General features: G+C 72.9%; 25 protein-coding genes. 12 read left to right on the forward strand and 13 right to left on the reverse strand.

Going from position 1 to position 20,522, the window contains the following annotated elements; all coding sequences use genetic code 11:
- Window positions 1-24: 24 nt before the first annotated feature.
- Window positions 25-471 (reverse strand): Fur family transcriptional regulator, encoded by a 447-nt coding sequence (locus ACFIF2_RS01500; RefSeq protein ID WP_395570585.1) that lies wholly within the window; start codon window positions 469-471, stop codon window positions 25-27.
- A gap of 199 nt (window positions 472-670) precedes the next feature.
- On the opposite strand from ACFIF2_RS01500, the gene ACFIF2_RS01505 reads away from it, so the two are divergent.
- Together ACFIF2_RS01505 and ACFIF2_RS01510 are read left to right on the forward strand one after the other, a co-directional pair.
- The gene (locus ACFIF2_RS01505; protein ID WP_395570586.1) at window positions 671-1,771 is read left to right on the forward strand and encodes a DUF475 domain-containing protein; all 1,101 of its coding nucleotides are present in this window, start codon (window positions 671-673) and stop codon (window positions 1,769-1,771) included.
- Between the two features lie 128 nt (window positions 1,772-1,899).
- Window positions 1,900-2,322, forward strand: coding sequence for a DUF350 domain-containing protein (locus tag ACFIF2_RS01510; RefSeq protein WP_395570587.1), 423 nt, complete (start codon window positions 1,900-1,902; stop codon window positions 2,320-2,322).
- A gap of 38 nt (window positions 2,323-2,360) precedes the next feature.
- On the opposite strand, the gene ACFIF2_RS01515 is transcribed toward ACFIF2_RS01510, so the two are convergent.
- From ACFIF2_RS01515 to ACFIF2_RS01540, 6 genes are all read right to left on the reverse strand, one after another.
- A complete protein-coding gene (locus tag ACFIF2_RS01515; protein WP_395570588.1) occupies window positions 2,361-3,521 on the reverse strand; it encodes an oxygenase MpaB family protein in 1,161 nt (386 codons plus the stop codon).
- Window positions 3,522-3,534: 13 nt separating this feature from the next.
- Window positions 3,535-4,593 carry a polyprenyl synthetase family protein gene (locus ACFIF2_RS01520; RefSeq protein WP_395570589.1) on the reverse strand — a complete coding sequence of 353 codons (1,059 nt, stop codon included), beginning with the start codon at window positions 4,591-4,593 and terminating at the stop codon, window positions 3,535-3,537.
- Entirely contained in the window at window positions 4,586-4,870 is a 285-nt protein-coding gene (locus ACFIF2_RS01525; protein ID WP_395570590.1) for a polyprenyl synthetase, read from the reverse strand. Before ACFIF2_RS01525 ends, ACFIF2_RS01520 begins: the two co-directional genes overlap by 8 nt.
- 139 nt (window positions 4,871-5,009) lie before the next feature.
- Window positions 5,010-5,201, reverse strand: coding sequence for a hypothetical protein (locus ACFIF2_RS01530; protein WP_395570591.1), 192 nt, complete (start codon window positions 5,199-5,201; stop codon window positions 5,010-5,012).
- Between the two features lie 63 nt (window positions 5,202-5,264).
- Window positions 5,265-6,341 carry a polyprenyl synthetase family protein gene (locus ACFIF2_RS01535; protein ID WP_395570701.1) on the reverse strand — a complete coding sequence of 359 codons (1,077 nt, stop codon included), beginning with the start codon at window positions 6,339-6,341 and terminating at the stop codon, window positions 5,265-5,267.
- A 190-nt stretch (window positions 6,342-6,531) separates the two neighbouring features.
- Complete coding sequence (locus ACFIF2_RS01540) at window positions 6,532-7,419, reverse strand: LysR family transcriptional regulator (RefSeq protein WP_395570592.1); 888 nt, start codon at window positions 7,417-7,419, stop codon at window positions 6,532-6,534.
- Window positions 7,420-7,502: 83 nt separating this feature from the next.
- Between ACFIF2_RS01540 and ACFIF2_RS01545 the strand changes: the two genes are divergently transcribed.
- Both ACFIF2_RS01545 and ACFIF2_RS01550 read left to right on the forward strand, forming a co-directional pair.
- Window positions 7,503-8,411 (forward strand): PhzF family phenazine biosynthesis isomerase, encoded by a 909-nt coding sequence (locus ACFIF2_RS01545; RefSeq protein WP_395570593.1) that lies wholly within the window; start codon window positions 7,503-7,505, stop codon window positions 8,409-8,411.
- Between the two features lie 107 nt (window positions 8,412-8,518).
- Complete coding sequence (locus ACFIF2_RS01550; RefSeq protein ID WP_395570594.1) at window positions 8,519-9,358, forward strand: lysozyme; 840 nt, start codon at window positions 8,519-8,521, stop codon at window positions 9,356-9,358.
- Window positions 9,359-9,381: 23 nt separating this feature from the next.
- Here ACFIF2_RS01550 and ACFIF2_RS01555 read toward each other — a convergent pair whose 3' ends face one another.
- The 3 genes from ACFIF2_RS01555 to ACFIF2_RS01565 all read right to left on the reverse strand — a co-directional run bounded on the left by ACFIF2_RS01555 (window position 9,382) and on the right by ACFIF2_RS01565 (window position 11,860).
- A complete protein-coding gene (locus ACFIF2_RS01555) occupies window positions 9,382-10,104 on the reverse strand; it encodes an FAD binding domain-containing protein (protein ID WP_395570595.1) in 723 nt (240 codons plus the stop codon).
- 180 nt (window positions 10,105-10,284) lie between these two features.
- A complete protein-coding gene (locus ACFIF2_RS01560) occupies window positions 10,285-11,085 on the reverse strand; it encodes an alpha/beta fold hydrolase (RefSeq protein ID WP_395570596.1) in 801 nt (266 codons plus the stop codon).
- Between the two features lie 10 nt (window positions 11,086-11,095).
- Entirely contained in the window at window positions 11,096-11,860 is a 765-nt protein-coding gene (locus ACFIF2_RS01565) for a class I SAM-dependent methyltransferase (RefSeq protein ID WP_395570597.1), read from the reverse strand.
- 292 nt (window positions 11,861-12,152) lie between these two features.
- Here ACFIF2_RS01565 and ACFIF2_RS01570 point away from each other — a divergent pair, with 292 nt between their 5' ends.
- The 3 genes from ACFIF2_RS01570 to ACFIF2_RS01580 all read left to right on the forward strand — a co-directional run bounded on the left by ACFIF2_RS01570 (window position 12,153) and on the right by ACFIF2_RS01580 (window position 13,779).
- Entirely contained in the window at window positions 12,153-12,368 is a 216-nt protein-coding gene (locus ACFIF2_RS01570; RefSeq protein ID WP_395570598.1) for a hypothetical protein, read from the forward strand.
- A 113-nt stretch (window positions 12,369-12,481) separates the two neighbouring features.
- Complete coding sequence (locus ACFIF2_RS01575) at window positions 12,482-13,087, forward strand: flavodoxin family protein (RefSeq protein WP_395570599.1); 606 nt, start codon at window positions 12,482-12,484, stop codon at window positions 13,085-13,087.
- A 128-nt stretch (window positions 13,088-13,215) separates the two neighbouring features.
- Window positions 13,216-13,779, forward strand: coding sequence for a Dps family protein (locus tag ACFIF2_RS01580; RefSeq protein WP_395570600.1), 564 nt, complete (start codon window positions 13,216-13,218; stop codon window positions 13,777-13,779).
- 91 nt (window positions 13,780-13,870) lie between these two features.
- Here the strand turns inward: ACFIF2_RS01580 and ACFIF2_RS01585 are convergent, their stop codons facing one another.
- On the reverse strand, window positions 13,871-14,035 hold the full coding sequence (locus ACFIF2_RS01585; protein WP_193776073.1) for a hypothetical protein: 165 nt from the start codon (window positions 14,033-14,035) through the stop codon (window positions 13,871-13,873).
- Window positions 14,036-14,067: 32 nt separating this feature from the next.
- Window positions 14,068-14,424, reverse strand: a complete 357-nt coding sequence (locus ACFIF2_RS01590; RefSeq protein WP_395570601.1) for a PRC-barrel domain-containing protein — start codon at window positions 14,422-14,424, stop codon at window positions 14,068-14,070.
- Between the two features lie 174 nt (window positions 14,425-14,598).
- Between ACFIF2_RS01590 and ACFIF2_RS01595 the strand changes: the two genes are divergently transcribed.
- The 4 genes from ACFIF2_RS01595 (at window position 14,599) to ACFIF2_RS01610 (ending at window position 18,318) form a co-directional block, all read left to right on the forward strand.
- On the forward strand, window positions 14,599-14,952 hold the full coding sequence (locus ACFIF2_RS01595; protein WP_395570602.1) for an STAS domain-containing protein: 354 nt from the start codon (window positions 14,599-14,601) through the stop codon (window positions 14,950-14,952).
- Window positions 14,949-15,878, forward strand: coding sequence for an anti-sigma factor RsbA family regulatory protein (locus ACFIF2_RS01600; RefSeq protein WP_395570603.1), 930 nt, complete (start codon window positions 14,949-14,951; stop codon window positions 15,876-15,878). Before ACFIF2_RS01595 ends, ACFIF2_RS01600 begins: the two co-directional genes overlap by 4 nt.
- Window positions 15,879-16,010: 132 nt before the next feature.
- Window positions 16,011-16,859 (forward strand): RNA polymerase sigma factor SigF, encoded by an 849-nt coding sequence (locus tag ACFIF2_RS01605; RefSeq protein ID WP_395570604.1) that lies wholly within the window; start codon window positions 16,011-16,013, stop codon window positions 16,857-16,859.
- A 337-nt stretch (window positions 16,860-17,196) separates the two neighbouring features.
- A complete protein-coding gene (locus ACFIF2_RS01610; RefSeq protein WP_395570605.1) occupies window positions 17,197-18,318 on the forward strand; it encodes a lipid II:glycine glycyltransferase FemX in 1,122 nt (373 codons plus the stop codon).
- A gap of 28 nt (window positions 18,319-18,346) precedes the next feature.
- Here the strand turns inward: ACFIF2_RS01610 and ACFIF2_RS01615 are convergent, their stop codons facing one another.
- Window positions 18,347-19,804 (reverse strand): purine-cytosine permease family protein, encoded by a 1,458-nt coding sequence (locus tag ACFIF2_RS01615; protein ID WP_395570606.1) that lies wholly within the window; start codon window positions 19,802-19,804, stop codon window positions 18,347-18,349.
- A 69-nt stretch (window positions 19,805-19,873) separates the two neighbouring features.
- Between ACFIF2_RS01615 and ACFIF2_RS01620 the strand changes: the two genes are divergently transcribed.
- Window positions 19,874-20,518 (forward strand): TetR/AcrR family transcriptional regulator, encoded by a 645-nt coding sequence (locus ACFIF2_RS01620; RefSeq protein WP_395570607.1) that lies wholly within the window; start codon window positions 19,874-19,876, stop codon window positions 20,516-20,518.
- Window positions 20,519-20,522: the final 4 nt, after the last annotated feature.

Genomic DNA, 20,522 nt, shown 5'->3' on the forward strand with positions numbered 1-20,522 from the left:
GGGAATCCTTCCGAACGGGGCGGATCAAAGTGCTGGGGAACTGCCGGTGGTGGAGCAGTCGGGACACAGGCCCCGGTAGATGACCTCGGCCTCGTCTATGGAGAAACCGTGGTCGTCGGACGCGGTCAGGCAGGGTGCCTCGCCGACGGCGCAGTCGACGTCGGCGAGGGCGCCGCAGGACCGGCACAGGACGTGGTGGTGGTTGTCCCCCACCCGTCCCTCGAACCGCGCCCGGCCGCCGGGCGGCTGGATGCGGCGCACGAGCCCCGCCGCGGTGAGCGCGTGCAGCGCCTCGTACACCGCCTGGAGGGAGACGTGGCCCACGCGTCCGCGCACCCCGGAGGCGATCGCGTCGACGTCGAGGTGGTCCCCCTGCCGGACGGTCTCGAGCAACGCGACGCGGGCCGCGGTCACGCGCAGGCCGGCGCCGCGCAGTTCCGAGGCGACGGCCGGGTCCCGGGATGCGGTCATGGCGGGAACCTACAGCCGTAAACACGAACGACTCAAGGAAACGAAGCGATCCATTTCGGTGACCGTCGGGTGTCGCCGACGGCGCCGTGCCGGACCTGCCCCGGCGGAGGCTGACGATCGTGGTAGACAACGGGGGTACTGGGCACTGGCAAGGAACGCCCTCCGGGCGCAGCGCGACAGAGGAGTGAGTGAGCAGCCCGTGCTACTGAGGACATTCCGGTGGGCCTTCGCCGTCACCGCCCTGGGCCTGGCCGCGGGGGTGCTGTACGAGGGGTGGACCGCTTTCGGGATCGTGGCCATCCTCGCCGTGCTGGAGATCTCGCTGTCCTTCGACAACGCGGTGATCAACGCCGGGATCCTGAAGAAGATGAGTGCCTTCTGGCAGAAGATCTTCCTCACCGTCGGCATCGTGATCGCCGTCTTCGGCATGCGTCTGGTCTTCCCGGTCGTCATCGTGGCGGTCAGTGCCCGGCTGAGTCCGTGGTCGGCGGTGCATCTGGCGCTCACGGACAAGGAGCGCTACCAGGAGCTGGTGACGGACGCCCATCCGTCGATCGCCGCCTTCGGCGGCATGTTCCTGCTGATGATCTTCCTCGACTTCGTCCTCACTGACCGGGAGATCAAGTGGCTGGGCCCGCTGGAGCGCCCGCTGGCCAAGCTCGGCAGGGTCGACATGCTGTCGGTCTGCGTCGCCCTGATCGTGCTGCTCGTCGCCGCGACGACCGTCGGCGCCCACGCCCACCAGCACGGCGGTGAGCATGTCGACAAGGCGCAGACGGTGCTCCTCGCCGGTGTCGGGGGCCTGATCACGTACATGGTCGTCGGCGGTCTCTCCGGCTTCTTCGAGGGCAGGCTCGAACGGGAGGAGGAGCGCGAGCGCGACGCCGAGGCGGCGGCCGAGCGCTCCGGCGGTCCCCGGTCCGCCGTCACCCTCACCGGCAAGGCCGCGTTCTTCATGTTCCTGTACCTGGAGGTCCTGGACGCGTCGTTCTCCTTCGACGGCGTCATCGGCGCCTTCGCCATCACCAACGACATCGTCCTGATGGCCCTCGGCCTCGGCATCGGCGCCATGTACGTGCGGTCCCTGACCGTCTACCTGGTCCGCCAGGGCACCCTCGACGAATACGTCTACCTGGAGCACGGCGCCCACTACGCCATCGGCGCCCTCGCCGTCATCCTCCTGGTGACCATCCGGTACGAGATCAACGAGATCGTCACCGGCCTGATCGGCGTCGTCCTCATCGGCGCATCCTTCTGGTCCTCGGTGCGCCGCAACAAGCGGCTGGCGGCGGCCGGCTGACACCGTGTCCGGCCGGGCCCCCGGATCGCCCGGCCGCAGGGGCCGGAGGACCGAAGGGGTGCGCTACATTTTGCATCGCCTTGACCGCGATCATTCACGATCCCTCACCCTACGGAGCCGGCAACCCCATGAGCGACATCGTCAACGGACTCGGCCGTGCCTCCGCCTACGGCGGCCTCGGTCTGGTCCTTCTGGTCCTCGGCATCGTCCTGGTCGACGTGCTGACGCCCGGAAAGCTCGGCCGGCAGATCTGGGAGCAGCGCAACCGCAACGCGGCCCTGGTGCTCAGCTCCGCGCTGCTCGGCATCGGCGGGATCGTCTTCACCTCCATCTGGACGACGTACGAGGACTTCGGCAAGGGTCTGGTGTCCACCGCGGCGTTCGGGCTGCTGGGGCTCGTGATGATGGCCCTGGCGTTCCTGGTGGTGGACCTGATCACGCCGGGGCGGCTGGGCGCGACGCTGGTCGAGCCGGAGCCCCACCCGGCGGTGTGGGTGACCGCGTCCTGCAATGTGGCCGTCTCCGCGGTCATATCGGCGTCCATCGCCTGACGCCGCGCCCGCCCCGCCCCGCGTCCGTCGCGGGTCGCTCAGCGGACGGTCGCGGGCGGCGGGGTCCAGCGGCGGGTGCGGGAGGCCGTACCCGCGACGTGGTAGTCCTTCTTCAGCTGTTCGGGGATCGCGTAGTGCATGACGCGTCCGCGGGTGAGGGAGGACAGTTCGAGGGCTGTGGTGAGGTGACCGAGGCGGTCCAGCGCCCACGCTCCGAGGGGTGAGCGGTCCTCGATCGTCTCCAGGACGCCGAGGAGACGGGGAGCGGTCCTGACGACGGTGTCCCAGGTGGTGCGGGGGACCTCCAGCCAGTCGGCGCACGTGTCGCCGACGAGGTAGCGGATGAGCGCGGAGACCACCGGGTCGAAGAGGGTGCCGGGGACGACCTCCTCGTAGAGGTCGATCAGCTGGCGGGTGAGGTGCGCGCCCTCCTCGGAGGGGCCCATGTGGCGCAGCATGTACAGGTCGAGGAACCGCCGCGCCTCGTCGAGGGTGGCGGGGACGGCCGCCTGGTCGACCCCGAGGATGGCGCCGACGACCCGCCAGGCGTAGTAGTAGGCGTCCGCCCCCTCGGCGGACATGTGGACGCCGAGCCGGTGCAGGCTGTCCAGGACGAGCAGCGAGAAGAACATCTGCCCGCCGATCATGTCCTCCTGGCAGATCGGCACGCCGAGCGTCTCGGTGTCCCAGCGGTCCTCCCGCTTCAGGTGGTGGCGGATGGCGGCGTGCAGCAGGCGTACCTTCTGGGCGGCGGGGAGGAAGCGGCCGCCGGCCTCGAAGGCGTCCGGCTGCATGAGGTAGACGGTGAACTGGCCGGTCTCCGCCATCCGTTTGGAGGGGTAGCTCAGTCCGTGGGTGGCCGACAGCAGCCGGGCCACGTGCGGGACGACGTAGCAGGCGGGCATGGACGCGAACGACAGCGCGGTGGAGATGTGCACGTTGTTGTCGATGAAGAACAGCCGCGCCTTCTCCATCTCGGCCCAGTCCACCCAGTCCGGCGGGGTCCCGGTCGTCCGCAGGTACTCGCGGGCCACCCCGGGAAGGCCGTCCGGCAGTTCCTGGCCGGCGGTGGAGACGTAGCGCATCAGGGAGTTGAACTTGCCGACCTCGCCACGCTCGAAGAGGGTGGCGACGACGGCGTCGGCCAGTTCGTCGCCGCTGCGGCGCAGGGCGTCCATGGACGTCTCGGTGTAGGTCATCGCGGTCTCCTCGTCAGTGGATGCGGTCGGTGGCCTGCCGGGCGAGCGCGCGCAGGGCGTGGCGCGCGTGCGGTGAGGTGTCGGCCGTGTCGAGGACGCGGGTGGCGCGCTCCACCCGGGTCGCGATCATCCGCTCGACGCGTTGCGGTGCCTTCAGTTCGGCCATGAGGTCGCGCACCTCGCGCAGGTCGGTCTCGTCCAGGTCGTCCCGGCCCAGCACCCGGCGCAGCCGCTCCCGCTGGGCCGGGTCGGCGGCCCGCCAGGTCTCGGCCAGCAGCGCGGTGGGCCGGTGGGCGCGTACGTCGTCCAGGCTCGCTTTTCCGGTGCGCGCCGGGTCGCCGAACAGGCCGAGCAGGTCGTCGCGCAGCTGGAACGCCTCGCCGAGCGGCAGCCCGTAGGCGGAGTAGGCGTCCCGCAGGGCGGGGCCGGCGCCGGCCAGCAGGCCGCCGATGAGCAGGGGGTGCTCGACGGTGTACTTGGCCGTCTTGTACCGGACCACCTTCAGCGAGGTCCCGGTGTCGGGTCGTCCGCCGGTGTACAGGATCTCCAGGCACTCGCCGGCGACGAGTTCGCGGGCGAGCGCGGCCCACAGGTCCCGGGCGCGGGAGAGGTACGCGGCGGGGAGGCCGCTGGTGGTGAACAGGTGCCCCGCGAGGGCCATCAGGTGGTCGCCCACCAGCATGGCCAGGGACCGGGCCGCCGAGCGGACCTGCCGGTGGCCGCCCCGCGCCAGTACGGCCTCCAGGGCGACGTGGGTGGTGGGCAGGCCGTGGCGCAGGGCGCTGTCGTCGATGAGGTCGTCGTGGACGACCGCCGCGGCGTGCACCAGCTCCATCGACGCCGCCGCCCGCAGCAGGGCGTCGCTGTCGGGCTGTCCGGCCGCCCGCCAGCCCCAGTAGCAGAAGGCCGCGCGCAGCCGCTTGCCGTGCCCGGCCGCGTTCCGCAGTTGCTCGGCCACGGGCGCGAGGGTGTCGTCGACGGCGGTGAGCCGGCCGGCCTCCTCGTCCAGGAAGCCGTGCAGGACGCCGTCGACGCGCGCCCTGAACGCGGCCGGGTCCCAGGGGTCAGTCATCGCCGGCGTCGGCGGCCCGGCGCGCCTTCACGTGCCGCGCGAGCACCTCCAGGTGGGCGGGGGGCACGTGCGTGTACCGGTCCAGGGCCAGCCTGCCCCGGGCCTGGAGGTCCTGTTCGGCCTCCCGGACCAGGTCGGCGGTGTCCGAGCGGCGCAGGAGTCCGCGCACCGCGCCCACCGCCGAGCCGAGCGTGCTCACCGCCAGGTCGGCCAGGCCCGCGACGAGCAGCACCGCCTGGCCGTCCGGGTCCGGGTCCCGTTGCGTCGAGTGGGTCATGCTTCTCCCCCGAGGTCGCGTCGTCGGCCACGCGCCTGGTCAGCGGCGCGTCCGCATCCGAGCATGACCGGGCGGACGGGGCGGAAGATCGCGAATTCCCCTATGGGGGACAGGGGGAACAGGTGTCAGACGGACCGTCTCAGTCGTCCGAGTCGCCGCGCTGGCCGCCGCCGCGGCCGGAGCCCTTGGAAGCGCGCACCATCCCGCCCGCCGCCAGCGTCACGGCGGACACCGCCCGCACCCAGCGCGGGCCGCCCCGTGCCGCCCACACGACGCAGACGCACCCGCCGACGACGAGTGCGAGGACGCCGACGAGAATCACCGTGGCCACGTTCGTTCCCCCCTGTCTTCCTGTTGATCCGCGCCCACTCTCCCCTACGCCGGGCCGGGACGCTCACCCGGCCCGCTCGACGCTCCACCGGGGGAGCCGCTCGAAGAAGGCGACCGCGTCCTCGCGCCACCGCGGACGCCAGCCCGCCGCCACCCGCCCGGCCTGTTCGGCGTGGCGTCGCATGTCGGCCCGCATGAGGGCGTCCACGCCCCGGCGCTCGCCGATCTCACGGATCGCGGCGACGGTCTCCGGTGTGCAGGCGGGGTCCCCGAGGGCCTGCTCCACGAGTACGCGCTCGGCGCCGCTCACCGCCGCGAGCAGGCGGGCGACGGTGTAACTGCGCCGGCCCTCCCGGATGTCGGTGCCCGTCGGCTTGCCCATCGCGGCGGCGTCACCGAACAAGTCGAGGTAGTCGTCGCGCATCTGACCGCAGACGCCCACCAGACGCGCGTAGCGGCGCAGCTCCGCCTCGTGGTCGGCCGGTCGGCCACCCGCGGCGAGGAGGCCGAGGTACAGGGGGGCGAGGACCGAGTAGCGGGCCGACTTGTAGTCGGCGACGTCGTGCAGGACGTCGTCGTCGGGGACGGCGGGAGCGAAGTCCCGCTCCAGGTCGGCGATCTGGCCGACGAAGGTGTCGGCCGCGGCCCGGGTCTGGACCTCGACCATGGCCTGCCGCAGTGCGACCGGGAGCGGGGCGTCCTGGAGCACCCGCAGGCAGAGGGCGAGCGCGAGGTCGCCGGCGAGGACGGTGAGGCCGAGCGCGGCCCGGGGGCGGCCCGGGAATCTCTCGCGGTAGGCCTGGTGGGTGCTGGGGCCGCCCCGGCGGGTGGCGCTGTCGTCGATGAGGTCGTCGTGCACGAGGCCGTGGGTCTGGAGGAGTTCGATGCTCAGCGCGGCCGCGTCCAGCGCCTCGGCGGGCGCGTCGTCACGGACCAGGCGCGCGGCCTCGTGCAGCAGGACGACCCGCATCCGCTTGCCGCCGCGCAGGGACAGGTCGCGCAGCAGTTCCAGGCAGTCGGGCGTGAAGCGGCTGAACGACGGGGCGTCGACGGTCGTGCGCAGCGTGTCGAAGTACTCCGCGAAGAGCCGGTTGAAGCGGCTCTCGTACCGGGCGACGCGGTCCGGCGGCTGCTCGGTCATGACGGGGTCCTCCTGGGGTGCGGTGATCGACACGCCCGCAGTGTGCCAGGAGGCCGTGCCGGTCGGCGCTCGGCACCATGGCAGGGCGGCGCACACGGCGTCGCATGTCCGGCAGGGCGGCGCACAGGGCGTCGGCGAGGGGGCCGTCGGTGGTGGTCTCCCCCGTGATGTCACCGAAGGGGGCGGGCGGTCAGCCGTCCAGGGCCCGGGCGAGGGCCCGCGCGACCTCGCGCGCGGCGGGTGCCGTCCACCGGCGGCGGTGGCGGGCCAGCCGTACCGGCGCGTCCGGGAAGGCCGGACCGTCGACCTCCACCAGCCGCCCCTGCCGCAGGTGCTCCGCCACGGTGGTCAGCGGCAGCAGGGTCAGCCCCAGTCCGGCCGCCACGCAGTTGCGTGCCGCGTCCACGCTGCCGAACCGGGTGAGCCGCGGCCGCCCGTCCGGCACGTCCAGCAACCGGCGGGCCAGCGCGTCGCTGTAGGAGCAGCCCTCCTCCAGCAGGAAGAAGCTCTCCGCCGCGAGTTCGGGCCAGTCGGCCGCCCGCTCGCGCGCGGCCAGGTGGTGCCCGGGGGCGCAGACGAGGGCGAGCGGCTCACGGCCGACCGGTTCGGCCGTCACGTCGGGGAAGTCCGTCTCCTCCTCCAGCAGCAGCGCCAGGTCGAGGCGTCCCGACCGCAGTCCCGCGACGCACTCCTCGGTCCCCGCCGCGTACAGGTGGACGTCCACCTCGGGGTGGCTCGCGCGCAGGGCCGCGACGACACCGGGCAGCCGGCTCGCGCACAGGGACTCCGGGCTGCCGACCACCACCCGCCCGCGGACCGCGCCCCTCTCCTCGCTCCCGGCTCGCAGCCGCTCCACGGCGTCGAGCACCTCCTCGGCCCGCTCCAGGAGCCGACGGCCGCTGTCGGTGAGCAGCGCACCTCCGGGCAGGCGGTCGAAGAGCCGGACACCGAGGTCCCGTTCCAGCGTGCGGATGTGCACGGTGACCGTGGACTGGGCCAGGTGCAGTTCGGCGGCTGCGGCGGTGAAGCCGCCGGTACGGGCGAGCACGGTGAAGGTTCGCAGCAGTCGGGTGTCCACCCGGCCAGGCTATGCGCGTAGTCGATGGATGTCATCGCAATCCATCGTTGGACACGATCGCCGCCGGATGGGAGCGTGACGCCATGACCACCGACGTGACGGGAACGAACGACGTGGAACACCGGTCCGAGCCGGCCTTCGGGGCCGAAGTCCTGCGCTACTCCGCCTTCACGGCCGATCCGTCCGGCGGGAACCCCGCCGGCGTGGTGCTCGACGCCTCCGGGCTCGACGCGGCGGCGATGCGGGCGGTCGCCGCCGAGGTGGGCTACTCCGAGACCGCTTTCGTCACCGCCGGCGACGAACGGACGCGGCGGTTCCGGGTGCGCTACTTCAGTCCGCTCGCCGAGGTCGCCTTCTGCGGTCACGCGACGGTCGCGCTGGCCGTGGCCCTCGCCGAGCGGCTGGGGCCCGGCGAGATCGTCCTCGACACGCCCGCCGGAGAGATCCCCGTGTCCACCGCCGCCGACGAGGACGGAGCGGTGCGGGCCACCCTCACCAGCGTGCCGACGCGCTCACGCCCGGCGCTCGCCGCCGAGGTCGACGCCACGCTCGGCGCGCTCGGCTGGTCCCCGGCCGACCTGGACCCCGCCCTGCCTCCCCACGTGGCGTTCGGCGGCAACGACCACCTGGTGCTCGCCGCGGCGTCCCGGGCCCGGCTGGCCGACCTCGACTATGACTTCGACACCCTCGCCGAGGTCATGCGGCGGCACGGCTGGACGACCGTGGACCTGGTGTGGCGCGAGTCCGCGGCGCGCTTCCACGCCCGCAACCCGTTCCCCGTCGGCGGGGTGGTGGAGGACCCGGCGACGGGAGCGGCCGCGGCGGCGTTCGGCGGGTACCTCCGCGAACTGGGCCTGGTCACTCGTCCCGGCACGGTCGCGATCCGCCAGGGTGAGGACATGGGCCGCCCCAGCGACCTGCTGATCGCGGTGGACCCCCGGGATCCGCGCACGCGGGTCACCGGACAGGCGGTGCCCGTCCCCCGCCGCTGACCCGGGGCTCGCTCCCGAGCGGTCGCAGGCACGGTGAGCGGGCCGCCCAACACCGTCTGGGCGCCCGTGGGATGCGGTGCGGCGCGACAGCGGATCGGATGGGTGCCATGCGCAGACCCATAGCCGTGGCGCCAAGCCACTCACGCCGCCTGCTCGTCTCAGGTGTGCTCCTCGCCTCCCAGTCACTCCTCCTCGCCCTGTCCGCGGCTCCCGCGTCGGCCGACGGGGCCGGCGTGACACCCGTCCGCGGTTCCGCCCACATGGGCATCGGCGTCCTCGCCCACGAAGGGGTGCAGGGGCTGCCCACCGGCACCCGCGTCACCCAGACCGAGGGCGTGGACGTCTCCAGTCACCAGGGCAACGTCGCGTGGTCCACCCTGTGGAACAGCGGGGTCAAGTGGGCCTATGTGAAGGCCACCGAGGGGACGTCGTACCGCAATCCGTACCACCCGCAGCAGTACGGCGGCGCGTACGACGTCGGCATGATCCGTGGCGCGTACCACTTCGCGGTGCCGGACAGCTCCGGCGGCGCGGCCCAGGCGGACTACTTCGTCGACCACGGCGGGGCCTGGTCGAAGGACGGCAGGACACTGCCCGGTGTGCTCGACATCGAGTACAACCCGTACGGGGAGACCTGCTACGGCAAGTCGGCCAGTCAGATGGTCGCGTGGATCCGCGACTTCGTGAACCGCTACGAGGCGCGCACCGGCCGCGCCGCCGTCATCTACACGTCCACCAACTGGTGGAAGCAGTGCACCGGGAACTACAGCGGCTTCGGTTCCACCAACCCGCTGTGGGTGGCCCGGTACGCCTCGGCGGTGGGCGAGCTGCCGGCCGGCTGGGACTTCCACACGATGTGGCAGTACACCTCGACCGGTCCGACCGTCGGCGACCACGACAAGTTCAACGGGGCGCTGGACCGGGTCAGGGAGCTGGCCAACGGCTGACGCGCGGGCGGCCGGCGGGCGCCTCAGCGCGCGGTGAGGCGCCCGAGGATGTCGGTGACCTGCTCGCGCACCACGTCCTGGGCCCCGGGAGGCAGCGCGCCGACCTCCGTGCCCCCGAGGGCGTCGACCACCGCGTCGGCGCCCTCGTCGCAGGGCGTGGTGCCGCTCAGCACCTCGTAGCCGTCGCGTACCGCGACCCGCAGATGGCGCCGGCCCTCGGCATCGGCGTGCACGGCCGTGGCGACGACCAGGGGCGGCGGTCCGCCGGCCGCGGCGGGCTGCTTGCGGTAGCCGCTGGCTATCGGCGTGCGCCAGTGCAGCCCCAGCAGCAGGTGACGCTTCGCCACGACCTCGGCCAGGTCGGTCTCGTAGGCCCGGTCCGGCCCCAGCACGGTGGCGCGGGCGTCCAGGACGAGCGCCGCGGGCAGCAGGCAGCGCAGGCTGCTGCCGACGAGGTTGCCGCCGACCGTGGCCGTCCGGCGTACGGCGCCGGTGCCCACCGAGCCGGCGGCGGCGCGCAGCACCTCCGGCACCCGGTCGTCGATGCCGTGCAGCACCACAGCGGCCCCCAGTGCCTCGGGCTCCACCACGGTCGCCTCCGGCAGATCGCGCAGGGACATGGCCAGATCCGGGAAGCCGTCCCGCTGCCAGGCGGCCCACACGAGGGTGGCCCCGCCGATGGGCACCGCTCCCTCGGCCATGCACTCCCGCGCTTCGGACACGGACGTGGGCAGACGCAACAGCATGGCGATCGACCTGCTTTCCCCGGCGGGCGGCGGTCGGACGACGCCGCGCCTCCCGCCGCGTGATCACGGCCACTGCGCATTGTCCGTACGCGCGCAGGGGCGCGTCCAGGGCTCACTCATTCACTGTGTGCGCCCTCCGCGCGCTGGAGCACTACTGGAACGCCGGGTCCCCACAGGCCCTCACAGCGCGGCGAGGAAGTCCAGCAGCGCGGCGTTGAACCGCTCGGGTCGCTCCACGCCGGGAAGGTGGCCGGCCTTCTCCACGACGGCCAGGGTGGAGTGCGGGACGAGGCGCTGGATGGCCTCCGCCTCGGCGACGGGGGTGTAGACGTCGTCCGCGCCGACGACGACCAGCACCGGCGCCTCGACGGCGGCCAGGACCTCCCGGTAGTCGGGGCGTTCGGCACGTCCGCGCAGTGCCGCCGCGGCGCCGCGCGGGTCGGTGGCGCACATCATCTCCAGCACGCGGGCCGCCACGTCCGGCATCCCGGTGACGTTGTAGGCGGCGAGCATCTTGTCGATGACCTCGTGGGCGTACCCGTCCATGCCCTCGGCGAGGAGCCGGTCGGCCAGCCTGTTGCGGAACTCCCTGCCCTCGGCCGTCTCGGCGGGTGCCGAGGTGTCGGACAGGACGAGCGCCCGCACCCGGTGGGGGTGGCGGAGCTGGAACTCCATGGTGATCTGGCCGCCCATGGAGACGCCGCCCACCACCGCGCGCTCGATGTCCAGGTGGTCCAGGAGCGCGGCGAGGTCGTCGGCGAAGTCGGCGAGCAGGACCTTGCCGGGGGTCACGTCGCTGCGGCCGTAGCCGCGCAGGTCGGGCGTGACGACGCGGTGACCGGCCGCCGTCAGCGCCGCGGTCTGGGGCGCCCACAGGGTGCGGTCGAAGGGATGCCCGTGGATCAGGAGAACGGGAAGCGCGGTCGCGGGTCCGGCGTCGTCGTACTCGATCCTGGCGCCGCGCACGGTGGTGGAGTTCATTCCGCGCACCCTAGCGGGGACCCGGGGCCGGCGCGCCGGACAGGGCGTCGTCCGGGCGGCGCGCGACGAAGACGTACTCCAGACCCGTGCGGTCGGGGGCGTCGCGCACCTCCTCCACCACGTACCCGTGCGCGGCCAGGTCCGCCTCGACCTCCCGCCGTTCGCGGAAGCGCAACGTCGAGTCGGAGGTGAGGACTTCGCCGTCCGCGGCGAAGACGTAGGTCCAGCGGAAGCTCACCAGCGGCAGCCGCACCTGCGTCAGCCGGCACCAGCTCTCGACGGCGCCCACGCCGGGGATCTCCGTGACCCCGTACGTCCGGTCGCGGTCCCACCGCTCCCAGGCCCGCCGGGCCGGGACCCGGGTCTCGAACACCAGGCGTCCGCCGGGCCGCAGCGCCTCGTACGCGCCCCGCAGCGTCCGGTGCCAGGCCCGGGTACCGGTGATCTCCTGGGCGGCGTTCGCCGTCATCGTCGCCAGGTCGACGCGCAACGCGGGCAGCGAGGCCGCGTCCCCCTCGATCCAGCGCACCCGGTCGGCGCCCGGCTTGTGCCGCGCCACCTCGACGGACGCCCGGGCGGGGTCGACGCCGACGACCTCGATGCCGCGACCGGCCAGCAGCAGGGCGAACACACCGGTGCCGCAGCCGATGTCCAGGACCCGCCGGGCCCCGAACTCCTCCGCCATGCGCACATAGGCGTCCAGGTCGCCCCGGTCCGGGTCGAGGGCGTCGTACACCGCGGCGAGCCGGGGATGCCGGAAGCACTCGTCAGCCATACGGCCGAACGGTAGCCGAGCCCACGGCGCGCGGCTTCGCCTTCGTGCGGCGCGTGGCTTCGCCCCCCATACCGTCGGACGGGGGACCCGTCCGGTTCCCGGCCGCCCCCGTCGAACCGAGGCGGCGGGGGCGGGAGCGGGGGGCACCGGCGCACGAGGCGGGTCCGCCGTGCCTCGGCGGCCGGCGCGGGCAGGCGTCCGCGCCGGCCGCGGCGGGTATCCCACGGGCAGTCCCCCACGACCGCCGGCGGACACCGGTACGGTCACTCTCACCCACGGAAGGCACACCGGTATGACCGACCCGCATGGCCTGGAGCCCGTCGCGACGTTCTGCGGAAACTGCGACTGCGGCTGCCCCCAGCTGTTCGTCGATCCGCACGCCCCGGCGGACCGGCGGATCGTCCTGACCGACGACTTCGGACAGCGCGTGCAGATGAGCGCCGACCAGTTCTCCTCGCTGGTCGACGAAGCCAAGCAGGGCAGACTGGACGGGATCGCCCTGCCCTGAGCAGGCGGTCCGCCGGCCGCCGCCCACCCGCCCCGAGCCGCCGCACGGCCGGGCGGGTGAACGGTTCCACGGCCGGACGGTCACGAACCGCGGTGCGGGGAAGAGGGGTAGGCATGCGCGCACTCGTGATCAACTGCACCCTCAAGCCCTCCCCGCAACCGTCGAACACCGAGGCCCTCGCCGCCACGGTCATCGCGTCCCTCAAAGGCCACGGCGTGGACGTGGACGTCGTACGGGCCGTCGACCTGAACCTGAAACCGGGGGTCGAGACCGACATGGGCGAGGGCGACGACTGGCCGGACGTGCACGAGAAGCTGCTCGCCTCCCAGATCCTGGTCATCGCGTCGCCGACCTGGCTCGGCCGCCCGTCCTCCGTCGCCCAGCGGGTCCTCGAACGCATGGACGCCATGCTCTCCGAGACCGACGACGAGGAACGCCCCGTCGCCTACAACCGCGTCGCCGGGGTGCTGGTCACCGGCAACGAGGACGGCGCCCACCACGTCATCAGCGAGATCAGCGGCGGACTCGCGGACATCGGCTACACCATCCCCGGCCAGGCCTGGACGTACTGGCACCTCGGCCCCGGGCCCGGCCCCGACTTCCTCGACGACGACCGCGGCCACGACTGGTCGACCTCCACCGGCCGGGCCATGGCGTCCAACCTCGTCCACGCGGCACGTGCCCTCGGCGCGATGCCCCTGCCGGCCCCGCCGTCCTGACCCGGTTCGGGATCCGGCGCGGACCCGTCCTCCTGAGGCGCGGTGCCACGCGCATGTCTGCCGTCGCCGATACGGGGCATTCGTGCACCGGCAAGGACGTACGACACGCACGAGGAGCTGAGTCCGCCATGACGCACGACCTGACCCCGAAGTACACGGTCCCCGGCATCGAGCGCGAGGCCGCGGGACGGCTGATCGGCGTGCTGCGGCTGCGTCTGCACGCGCTCAACGACCTGCACCTGACCCTCAAGCACGTGCACTGGAACGTCGTGGGACCGCACTTCATCGCCGTGCACGAGATGATCGACCCCCAGGTCGACCAGGTGCGCGAGATGGCCGACGACGTCGCGGAACGCATCGCCGCCCTCGGCGGTGTCGCGCAGGGCACGCCGGGGGCCCTGGTCTCCGAGCGGAAGTGGGACGACTACTCCATCGGCCGGGCCGACGCCATCGCCCATCTCGGCGCGCTGGACGTCGTCTACACCGGCGTCGTCGAGGGCATGCGCGAGGCCGTCGAGGAGGCCGGCAAGATCGACCCCGCGACGGAGGACCTCCTGATCGGTCAGCTCAGGGACCTGGAGCAGTTCCAGTGGTTCGTGCGCGCCCACCTGGAGAGCTCCGGGGGCACCCTGGCGACGGGCAGCGCGACGTCCGAGACGGAGGGCGCGGAACGCGGGGCGGAGATCTCCTAGGACCCGGTCGGCGGGCCGCCCCGCGCCCCGCGCCGGGCGGGGCGGTGGCGGCCCGCCGTTTCGCGGCCCGCCCCGCGCCCCCTGGCACTGTTCAGCGTGCCGGTCGCCCGCGGCGCCCTATGAGCACCCCGACGAGGACCAGGTCGGCGACCAGGACCACCGCGCCGATGACGAACAGGTAGAACAGCCCTTCGGCGGCCAGCCCGATCACGCCCAGGACCAGCGCCACCAGCAACAGCAGCAGGAACAGGCTCACGGTCGTCTCCCCTCGACGATGCCTCGCACCGTTCAGCGCCGGCCGAGCCGGCGCTCGCCGCGGCTGCCCTGCTCGTAGGGCAGGTCGTAGTGGGCGAAGACCGCGCCCTCGTCCTCGGCCGCCAGCTCGCCGTCCGGATCGATCCCGGGGGCGTCCTTGACCAGGCTCTTGTCGTAGGTCACCTTCACGTAGCCCGGTCCGACGGTGGCCTTGTCCACCGGCACGAAGACCAGACGGCGGCGGGTCGGCAGCCCGATGGTGACCGCGGCGAAGGCGGGCCGGTCGGTCGCGGTGTCCACATAGATGGACTCCAGGGTCCCGATCTTGCGGCCGCCGCTGTCGACGACGTCATGGCCACGCCAGTCACGAATGTTGTCGGCTTCAAACATGCCCAGTCTTCCCTTCCCGAGGACGCGCTCACTGTCTTGTTCCCCACTTCGCACCCCTGTCGCATGCTTTGTCCCCGGTCCCGTGTACGGAGTCCGGTCGGGGTAGGCTGCCTGGCCGGAAGGAAACCCGCGGACGCGGACGGACACCCGGCGGAAATCCGAAGGAGACCGAGTGTGGATGCCACAGGCCCCACGGGCGACTCGCCCGGGCTGCGAAGCGGAGCCGCACTGGAGGTGTGCCCGTTGTCCGGCCGTCCCGGTATCCGTGCCAGCGGAGAGATCAGCGTGACCACCCGTCCGTCCTGGGAACAGGCCCTCACCGAGCTGTCCCGGCAGCACGCGGACGTGTCGTACGTGGAGCTGTCCGGCGTGCGGTTCGTCGACGTGGCCGGGGTGGCGGCACTCGCCGTCACGGCCATGAACCTGCCCGGCGGGCGGGTCGTCGTGGAGCAACCGCCACCGCAACTGCCCCGGGTGCTCGAACTGTTCTGGCCGACCCTGCAGCGGATCGAGGTGGCGCCGCGATGAGCACGGTGACCACCGAGGAGACCTTCTCCCACCCGGCCCTCTTCTACCGCTCGGAGCGGGAGTACACGGACCGGACGGTGACGTTCGTACGGGAGGGGCTGGCCGCGGGCGAGCCGGTGGCGGTGGCCGTACCCGCCCCCAACCTGGAGCTGATCCGGTCCGGGCTGGGAACGGACGCGGACGGCGTCACCTTCCTGGACATGACCGAGGCCGGACGCAACCCGGGACGGATCATCCCGGGCGTGCTCCGGTCGTTCGCCGACACCCACGCCGGGGAGCGGGTGCGCATCATCGGCGAGCCGATCTGGGCCGGGCGCAGCACGTCGGAGTACCCGGCCTGCGCCCAGCACGAGGCACTGATCAACGCGGCCTTCGCCGGCCGGCCCGCGACCATCCTGTGCCCGTACGACGAGGAGCGGCTGGACGCGGACGTCCTGGCCGACGCCCTGGTCACCCACCCGACCGTGATCAGCCGGGACGGCGAGCGGGCCAGCGACGCCTACGACTGGCAGGCGGTCGTCGCCCGCTACAACGAACCGCTGGAGACGGCGCCGGACGCCGGTGTCCTGGCCTTCGGCGCAGGGGACCTGCCCCTGGCGCGCCGGTTCGCCGTGGAGCGGGCCGCGTCGCTGGGGCTGGCCGAGCGGCGGCTGACGGACGTGGAACTCGCGGTGGCCGAGCTGACCACCAACAGCGTGGTGCACGGCGGCGGGCACGGGACGCTGGCGGTCTGGGCGGAGGCGGGACAGGTGGTCTTCGAGGTGCGGGACGCGGGGCGGATCGCGGATCCGCTCGCCGGCCGCCGGCCCCCCGAGCGGGGGCAGATCGGCGGGCGCGGCCTGCTGCTCGTCCACTACGTCTCGGACCTGGTGCGGGTGCACACGACCGACGAGGGCACCACCGTCCGCTTCTACCTCGGCACCTGAGACGGCGTCGCGGACGCCGCCCGGCACACTCGTCGAAATCAACAGGCATGCGGGGCGTGAGCCGGGGTAAGCGGACTCTCGTCGGCCTACAGGACGACAGCGACGGGGGCCGATCGACCGGGAGGGAACATCATGGCGACGACGACCGCACAGACCGCCGAGCACACCATCACCACGGGTCTGCCGGAGGTGGCGGACCCGTCCAAGGTGGCGCCGAAGGACGCGCGGGAGTTGTCGAAGCTCTTCTTCCAGCAGCTGTCGGTGCTCGAAGAGGGCACGCACGAGTACCAGTACGCGCGCAACACGCTGATCGAGATGAACATGTCCCTGGTCCGCTTCGCGGCCGGCCGGTTCCGCAGCCGCGGGCCGGAGGAGATGGAGGACATCGTCCAGGTCGGCATGATCGGTCTGATCAAGGCCATCGACCGGTTCGAGCTGACCCGTGAGGTCGAGTTCACCTCCTTCGCCGTGCCGTACATCGTGGGTGAGATCAAGCGCTTCTTCCGTGACACCTCCTGGGCCGTGCACGTGCCCCGGCGCCTCCAGGAGGCCCGCGTCCAGCTGGCGCGCGCCACCGAGGAGCTGCGCAGCCGACTGGGCCGCAACCCCACCACCAAGGAACTGTCCGAGCTGATGAGCCTCCCGGAGGACGAGGTCGTCGAGGCCCGTCTGGCGGCCAACGGCTACAACTCCGCCTCGCTGGACGCGGCCATCAACGGCAGTGAGGACGGCGAGTCGGCCCTCGCCGACTTCATCGGCACCGACGACGCCGCCCTCGCGCTCGTGGACGACTTCCACGCGCTCGCCCCGATGATCGCCGAGCTCGACGAGCGCGACCGTCAGATCATCCACTGGCGGTTCGTCGAGGAGCTCACCCAGAAGGACATCGGAGAGCGCCTCGGCGTCTCCCAGATGCACGTGTCCCGCCTGATCTCGCGTCTGCTGGCGCGTCTGCGGGAGGGCATGCTCACCACCCAGTGAGCCCGCCACCATCGGCCCGCCTCGCGCCGGCCGGGACGCCCCAGGGCGTCCCGGCCGGCGCTTCGGCGTGTGAGGGCCTTCGTCGACCAGTTCCTCGCGGCTCACCTCCGGCCGTGCGGTGACGTCCTGCTCGGTCGCCCGCCCCGCCCGTCCGGCTCCGGTGCTGCCCGAATAGCCGGTAGCCCGCGCGGATCGGCCGCCGTCGGTATTCCCTGTGAGGTGGGGGACGGCAGCCGCGCCCGCGCCGGCCGTCCGTCCCCACCGAGCGAGCCGAGCCGGCCGAGCCGGCCGGTCGGGCCGCCGCAGCCGAACGAAGCCGAACGAAAGGGCACCGCCCATGAGCCGTCACCTGAAGCCCATCACGCGCGAGGAGCACCTGCGTTTCGTCGCCTCCCGGCCTTCGGTCAGTCACCTCCAGGTCCCCTCCTGGGGCGACGTGAAGCCGGACTGGCGGGCGGAGAGCCTGGGCTGGTTCGACGGGGGCGGGGACCTGGTGGGCGCCGGACTGGTGCTGCTGCGGCCGCTGCCGAGGCTGAAACGGTATCTGGCCTATCTGCCCGAGGGCCCGGTCGTCGACTGGGACGCCGCGGAGGTGGAGGGGTGGCTGGAGCCCATGCTCGCGTATCTCAAGGGCCGGGGCGCGTTCTCGGTGCGGATGGGGCCGCCGGTGGTGGCGCGGCGCTGGAGCGCCGAGGCGGTCAAGGCCGCGATCGCCGACCCGGGGGCCCGGCGGCTGGGGGACGTGGAGGCCACCGTGCGCGAGCCCGGCGCCGACGAGCTGGCCGACCGGCTGCGCCGGTCGGGCTGGCGGCGGACCGGGGCGGACGGCCAGGACGGTTTCGCCGCGGGACAGCCGCGGTACGTGTGCCAGGTGCCGCTCGCGGGGCGGTCGCTGGAGCAGATCCAGAACGGGTTCAACCAGCAGTGGCGGCGCAACATCAAGAAGGCCGAGAAGGCCGGCGTCAAGGTGGTCCGGGGCGACCTGGAGGACCTGCCGGCCTTCTACGAGCTGTACGTCGAGACCGCCGGGCGCGACCGGTTCGTCCCGCGGCCGCTGTCCTACTTCCGGCGCATGTGGACCGCGCTGACGGCCGAGGACTCGGACCGCATGCGCCTCTACCTCGCCCACCACGACGGGGAGGTGCTGGCCGCGGCCACGATGCTGACCGTCGGCGAGCACGTCTGGTACTCCTACGGCGCGTCCACCTCCCGCCGGCGGGAGGTGCAGCCGAACAACGCCCTCCAGTGGCGGATGATGTGCGACGCCCATGAACGGGGCGCGGCGGTCTACGACTTCCGCGGCATCACCGACACCCTCGAGGAGGACAACCACCTGCTGGGGCTGCTCCGGTTCAAGGTCGGGGCGGGCGGCGAGGCCGTCGAGTACCTCGGCGAGTGGGAGTACCCGCTCAACAAGGTGCTGCACAAGGCGCTCGGCCTGTACCTGGCGCGGCGCTGAGCGCAGGGCCCGGGGAGCGTGCCCCGCCTCAGTCCGTCGGCGTCCGTGAGGCGCCGCGGCGGAAGAGGACCGCGTAGAGCAGCGAGGCGACGAGGAGACCCGCCGGCAGGGAGAGGTCGATGCCGCCCAGGGCGTGCGCGACCGGTCCGGTGTAGAGGGTGTCGACGCTCAGGGCCGCCGCCGTGACGCCGCCCGTGAGGGCCAGCGCGCCCGCCGGGTTGACCCCGGCGGTGTACCAGAAGGGGCTGCCGGGTGTCTCGTCCGTCAGGGCGCGGCCGTCGTAGCGGTTGCGGCGCAGCACGATGTCCGTGGCGTAGACGGCCATGGCGGGGCCGAGCAGCACGACGGTGAGCTGGAGGACGTTGCTGACGGTGTCCAGGAAGCCGGAGACGAGGAGCCCGTACAGGGTGAGGGCGACGGCCGCGGTGCCGTCGGCGAGCACGCTGAGGGAGCGTCGGACGCGGATCCCGACGGCCTGGAGGGCGAGACCCGCGCTGTAGGCGGTCAGGGCGTTGACGGCGATGGTGCCGAGGACCAGGGCGAGCAGCAGGACCGGGCCGAACCAGTCGGGCAGGGCGCGCCGCAGTCCCGCCTGGGGGTCCGTCATGTCGACGGCGGTCGCGGCGAGGGCTCCCAGGGAGCAGACGGCGACGCCGGGCAGGAAGCCGCCCAGGGCGGTCCAGCCGGCGACCGCCCGGGCGGACGTCGTGCGCGGCAGGTAGCGGGAGAAGTCGGCGCTGGTGGTGTACGACAGCGGGCCGGCCCCGATGAGGGCGACGCCGGCGACGAGGACCGCCCACAGGTCGGTGCCGGTGAGCGGTGCGGGCGGTACGTACGAGAAGTCGGTGTGCCGGAACACGCCGACGGCGACGACGGCGAAGGCGGCCGTCAGGGTCAGGGTGATCGGCAGGTACAGCTTCATGATCATGGCGTGGCCGTAGACGCCGATGGTCAGGGTGAGGGCGGCGACGACCAGGACCACGACGACCTTGACGCCGGTGTTCGCGGTGATGCCGGCCATCTCGACCAGGGCGAAGGCGGCGGTCGCGGCGGCGGCCAGGTTGAGGGCGAAGTAGCAGACGGAGATCAGCCAGCCGACGATCGCGTTGTTCACGCGGTTGCCGCGGACGCCGTACATGGCGCGGGTGACGACCTCGCTCGGCGCGCCGGCCGCCGGACCCGATACGGCGAGCAGCCCGGTGAGCAGCCAGAACAGGTTGCCCACGACGATCACTGCCAGCGCCTGCCACAGCGTCAGCCCCATGAGGACCAGGGCGCCGCCGGTCACCAGGCTCAGGTAGTTGACGTTGGCCGCCGCCCAGACGGAGAACAACCGCCGGGGGTGGCCGTGGCGTTCGTGGTCGGGTATGTGGTCGATGCCGTGGGCCTCGACGCGGGCCGCCCGGTCCGACGGGGGTGGGGGTGGCGGAGCCTCCTGCCGCGCGGCGCCGGTGCCGGGTTGCGGGTCGGGGATCGTGGACGCCATGCGGCTCCTCCGGGGTGCTGGTATCCCACCTGCTTGCTTGTTGGTCGCACACTCAATAGCATCGATTCCATGTCGTCAAGCGTCCCGAACAAACGAATCCGCAAATCTCCGACGGCCAGACGTGCGGAAATCGTTGCCGCAGCCTCACGCGTCGCCCTGACCGAGGGGCTGGAGTGCATCACTTTGAGGCGGATCGCCGAGGAGTTGGACGTCCGCCCCGGACTCATCAGTCACTACTTCCCGGCGGTGGAGGACCTGGTGGCGGAGGCCTACGGCGACGCCGTCGCCTCCGAGCTGGACGCGCTCCTGCCGGCCGACCGGGCCGGTGCCTCGCCGACGCGGCACCTGGCGCGGTTCTTCGCGCGGGCGTCCGGCCCGGAGTTCGACGACATCAGCCGGCTCTGGCTCAACGCCCGGCACCTGTGCCGCTACCGGCCCGTGCTGCGCGACCGGGTCGCCGTCCAGGAGGCCGCCTGGCGCGACCGGCTCGAGACACTCGTCCGCGACGGCGTCGAGCGGGGCGAGTTCCGCACCGGGGACCCGTTGGTGGCCGCCGTCCAGATCCTGGTCGTCCTCGACGGTCTCGGCATGCTCGTCAACAGCGTCGACACCGGGGACGACCCGCCCGAGGTCCGCCGCATGCCCGTGACCACCGCGGAACGCGAACTCGGGCTGCCCCCGGGCACCCTGACGGCCGGCACCGACCCCAACTGACCCG

The sequence above is a fragment of the Streptomyces sp. BK79 genome (assembly GCF_044142145.1).
GTDB lineage: Bacteria > Actinomycetota > Actinomycetes > Streptomycetales > Streptomycetaceae > Streptomyces.

What these genes read in the sequence shown, in the direction of transcription:
- ACFIF2_RS01525 (WP_395570590.1), bottom strand. Translation starts at nt 4,870, where the DNA reads ATGACCCACTCGACGCAACGGGACCCGGACCCGGACGGCCAGGCGGTG.
- ACFIF2_RS01510 (WP_395570587.1), top strand. Translation starts at nt 1,900, where the DNA reads ATGAGCGACATCGTCAACGGACTCGGCCGTGCCTCCGCCTACGGCGGC.
- ACFIF2_RS01520 (WP_395570589.1), bottom strand. Translation starts at nt 4,593, where the DNA reads ATGACTGACCCCTGGGACCCGGCCGCGTTCAGGGCGCGCGTCGACGGC.
- ACFIF2_RS01500 (WP_395570585.1), bottom strand. Translation starts at nt 471, where the DNA reads ATGACCGCATCCCGGGACCCGGCCGTCGCCTCGGAACTGCGCGGCGCC.
- ACFIF2_RS01515 (WP_395570588.1), bottom strand. Translation starts at nt 3,521, where the DNA reads ATGACCTACACCGAGACGTCCATGGACGCCCTGCGCCGCAGCGGCGAC.
- ACFIF2_RS01550 (WP_395570594.1), top strand. Translation starts at nt 8,519, where the DNA reads ATGCGCAGACCCATAGCCGTGGCGCCAAGCCACTCACGCCGCCTGCTC.
- ACFIF2_RS01565 (WP_395570597.1), bottom strand. Translation starts at nt 11,860, where the DNA reads ATGGCTGACGAGTGCTTCCGGCATCCCCGGCTCGCCGCGGTGTACGAC.
- ACFIF2_RS01590 (WP_395570601.1), bottom strand. Translation starts at nt 14,424, where the DNA reads ATGTTTGAAGCCGACAACATTCGTGACTGGCGTGGCCATGACGTCGTC.
- ACFIF2_RS01580 (WP_395570600.1), top strand. Translation starts at nt 13,216, where the DNA reads ATGACGCACGACCTGACCCCGAAGTACACGGTCCCCGGCATCGAGCGC.
- ACFIF2_RS01560 (WP_395570596.1), bottom strand. Translation starts at nt 11,085, where the DNA reads ATGAACTCCACCACCGTGCGCGGCGCCAGGATCGAGTACGACGACGCC.
- ACFIF2_RS01615 (WP_395570606.1), bottom strand. Translation starts at nt 19,804, where the DNA reads ATGGCGTCCACGATCCCCGACCCGCAACCCGGCACCGGCGCCGCGCGG.
- ACFIF2_RS01535 (WP_395570701.1), bottom strand. Translation starts at nt 6,341, where the DNA reads ATGACCGAGCAGCCGCCGGACCGCGTCGCCCGGTACGAGAGCCGCTTC.
- ACFIF2_RS01610 (WP_395570605.1), top strand. Translation starts at nt 17,197, where the DNA reads ATGAGCCGTCACCTGAAGCCCATCACGCGCGAGGAGCACCTGCGTTTC.
- ACFIF2_RS01570 (WP_395570598.1), top strand. Translation starts at nt 12,153, where the DNA reads ATGACCGACCCGCATGGCCTGGAGCCCGTCGCGACGTTCTGCGGAAAC.
- ACFIF2_RS01575 (WP_395570599.1), top strand. Translation starts at nt 12,482, where the DNA reads ATGCGCGCACTCGTGATCAACTGCACCCTCAAGCCCTCCCCGCAACCG.
- ACFIF2_RS01620 (WP_395570607.1), top strand. Translation starts at nt 19,874, where the DNA reads ATGTCGTCAAGCGTCCCGAACAAACGAATCCGCAAATCTCCGACGGCC.
- ACFIF2_RS01600 (WP_395570603.1), top strand. Translation starts at nt 14,949, where the DNA reads ATGAGCACGGTGACCACCGAGGAGACCTTCTCCCACCCGGCCCTCTTC.
- ACFIF2_RS01545 (WP_395570593.1), top strand. Translation starts at nt 7,503, where the DNA reads ATGACCACCGACGTGACGGGAACGAACGACGTGGAACACCGGTCCGAG.
- ACFIF2_RS01555 (WP_395570595.1), bottom strand. Translation starts at nt 10,104, where the DNA reads ATGCTGTTGCGTCTGCCCACGTCCGTGTCCGAAGCGCGGGAGTGCATG.
- ACFIF2_RS01605 (WP_395570604.1), top strand. Translation starts at nt 16,011, where the DNA reads ATGGCGACGACGACCGCACAGACCGCCGAGCACACCATCACCACGGGT.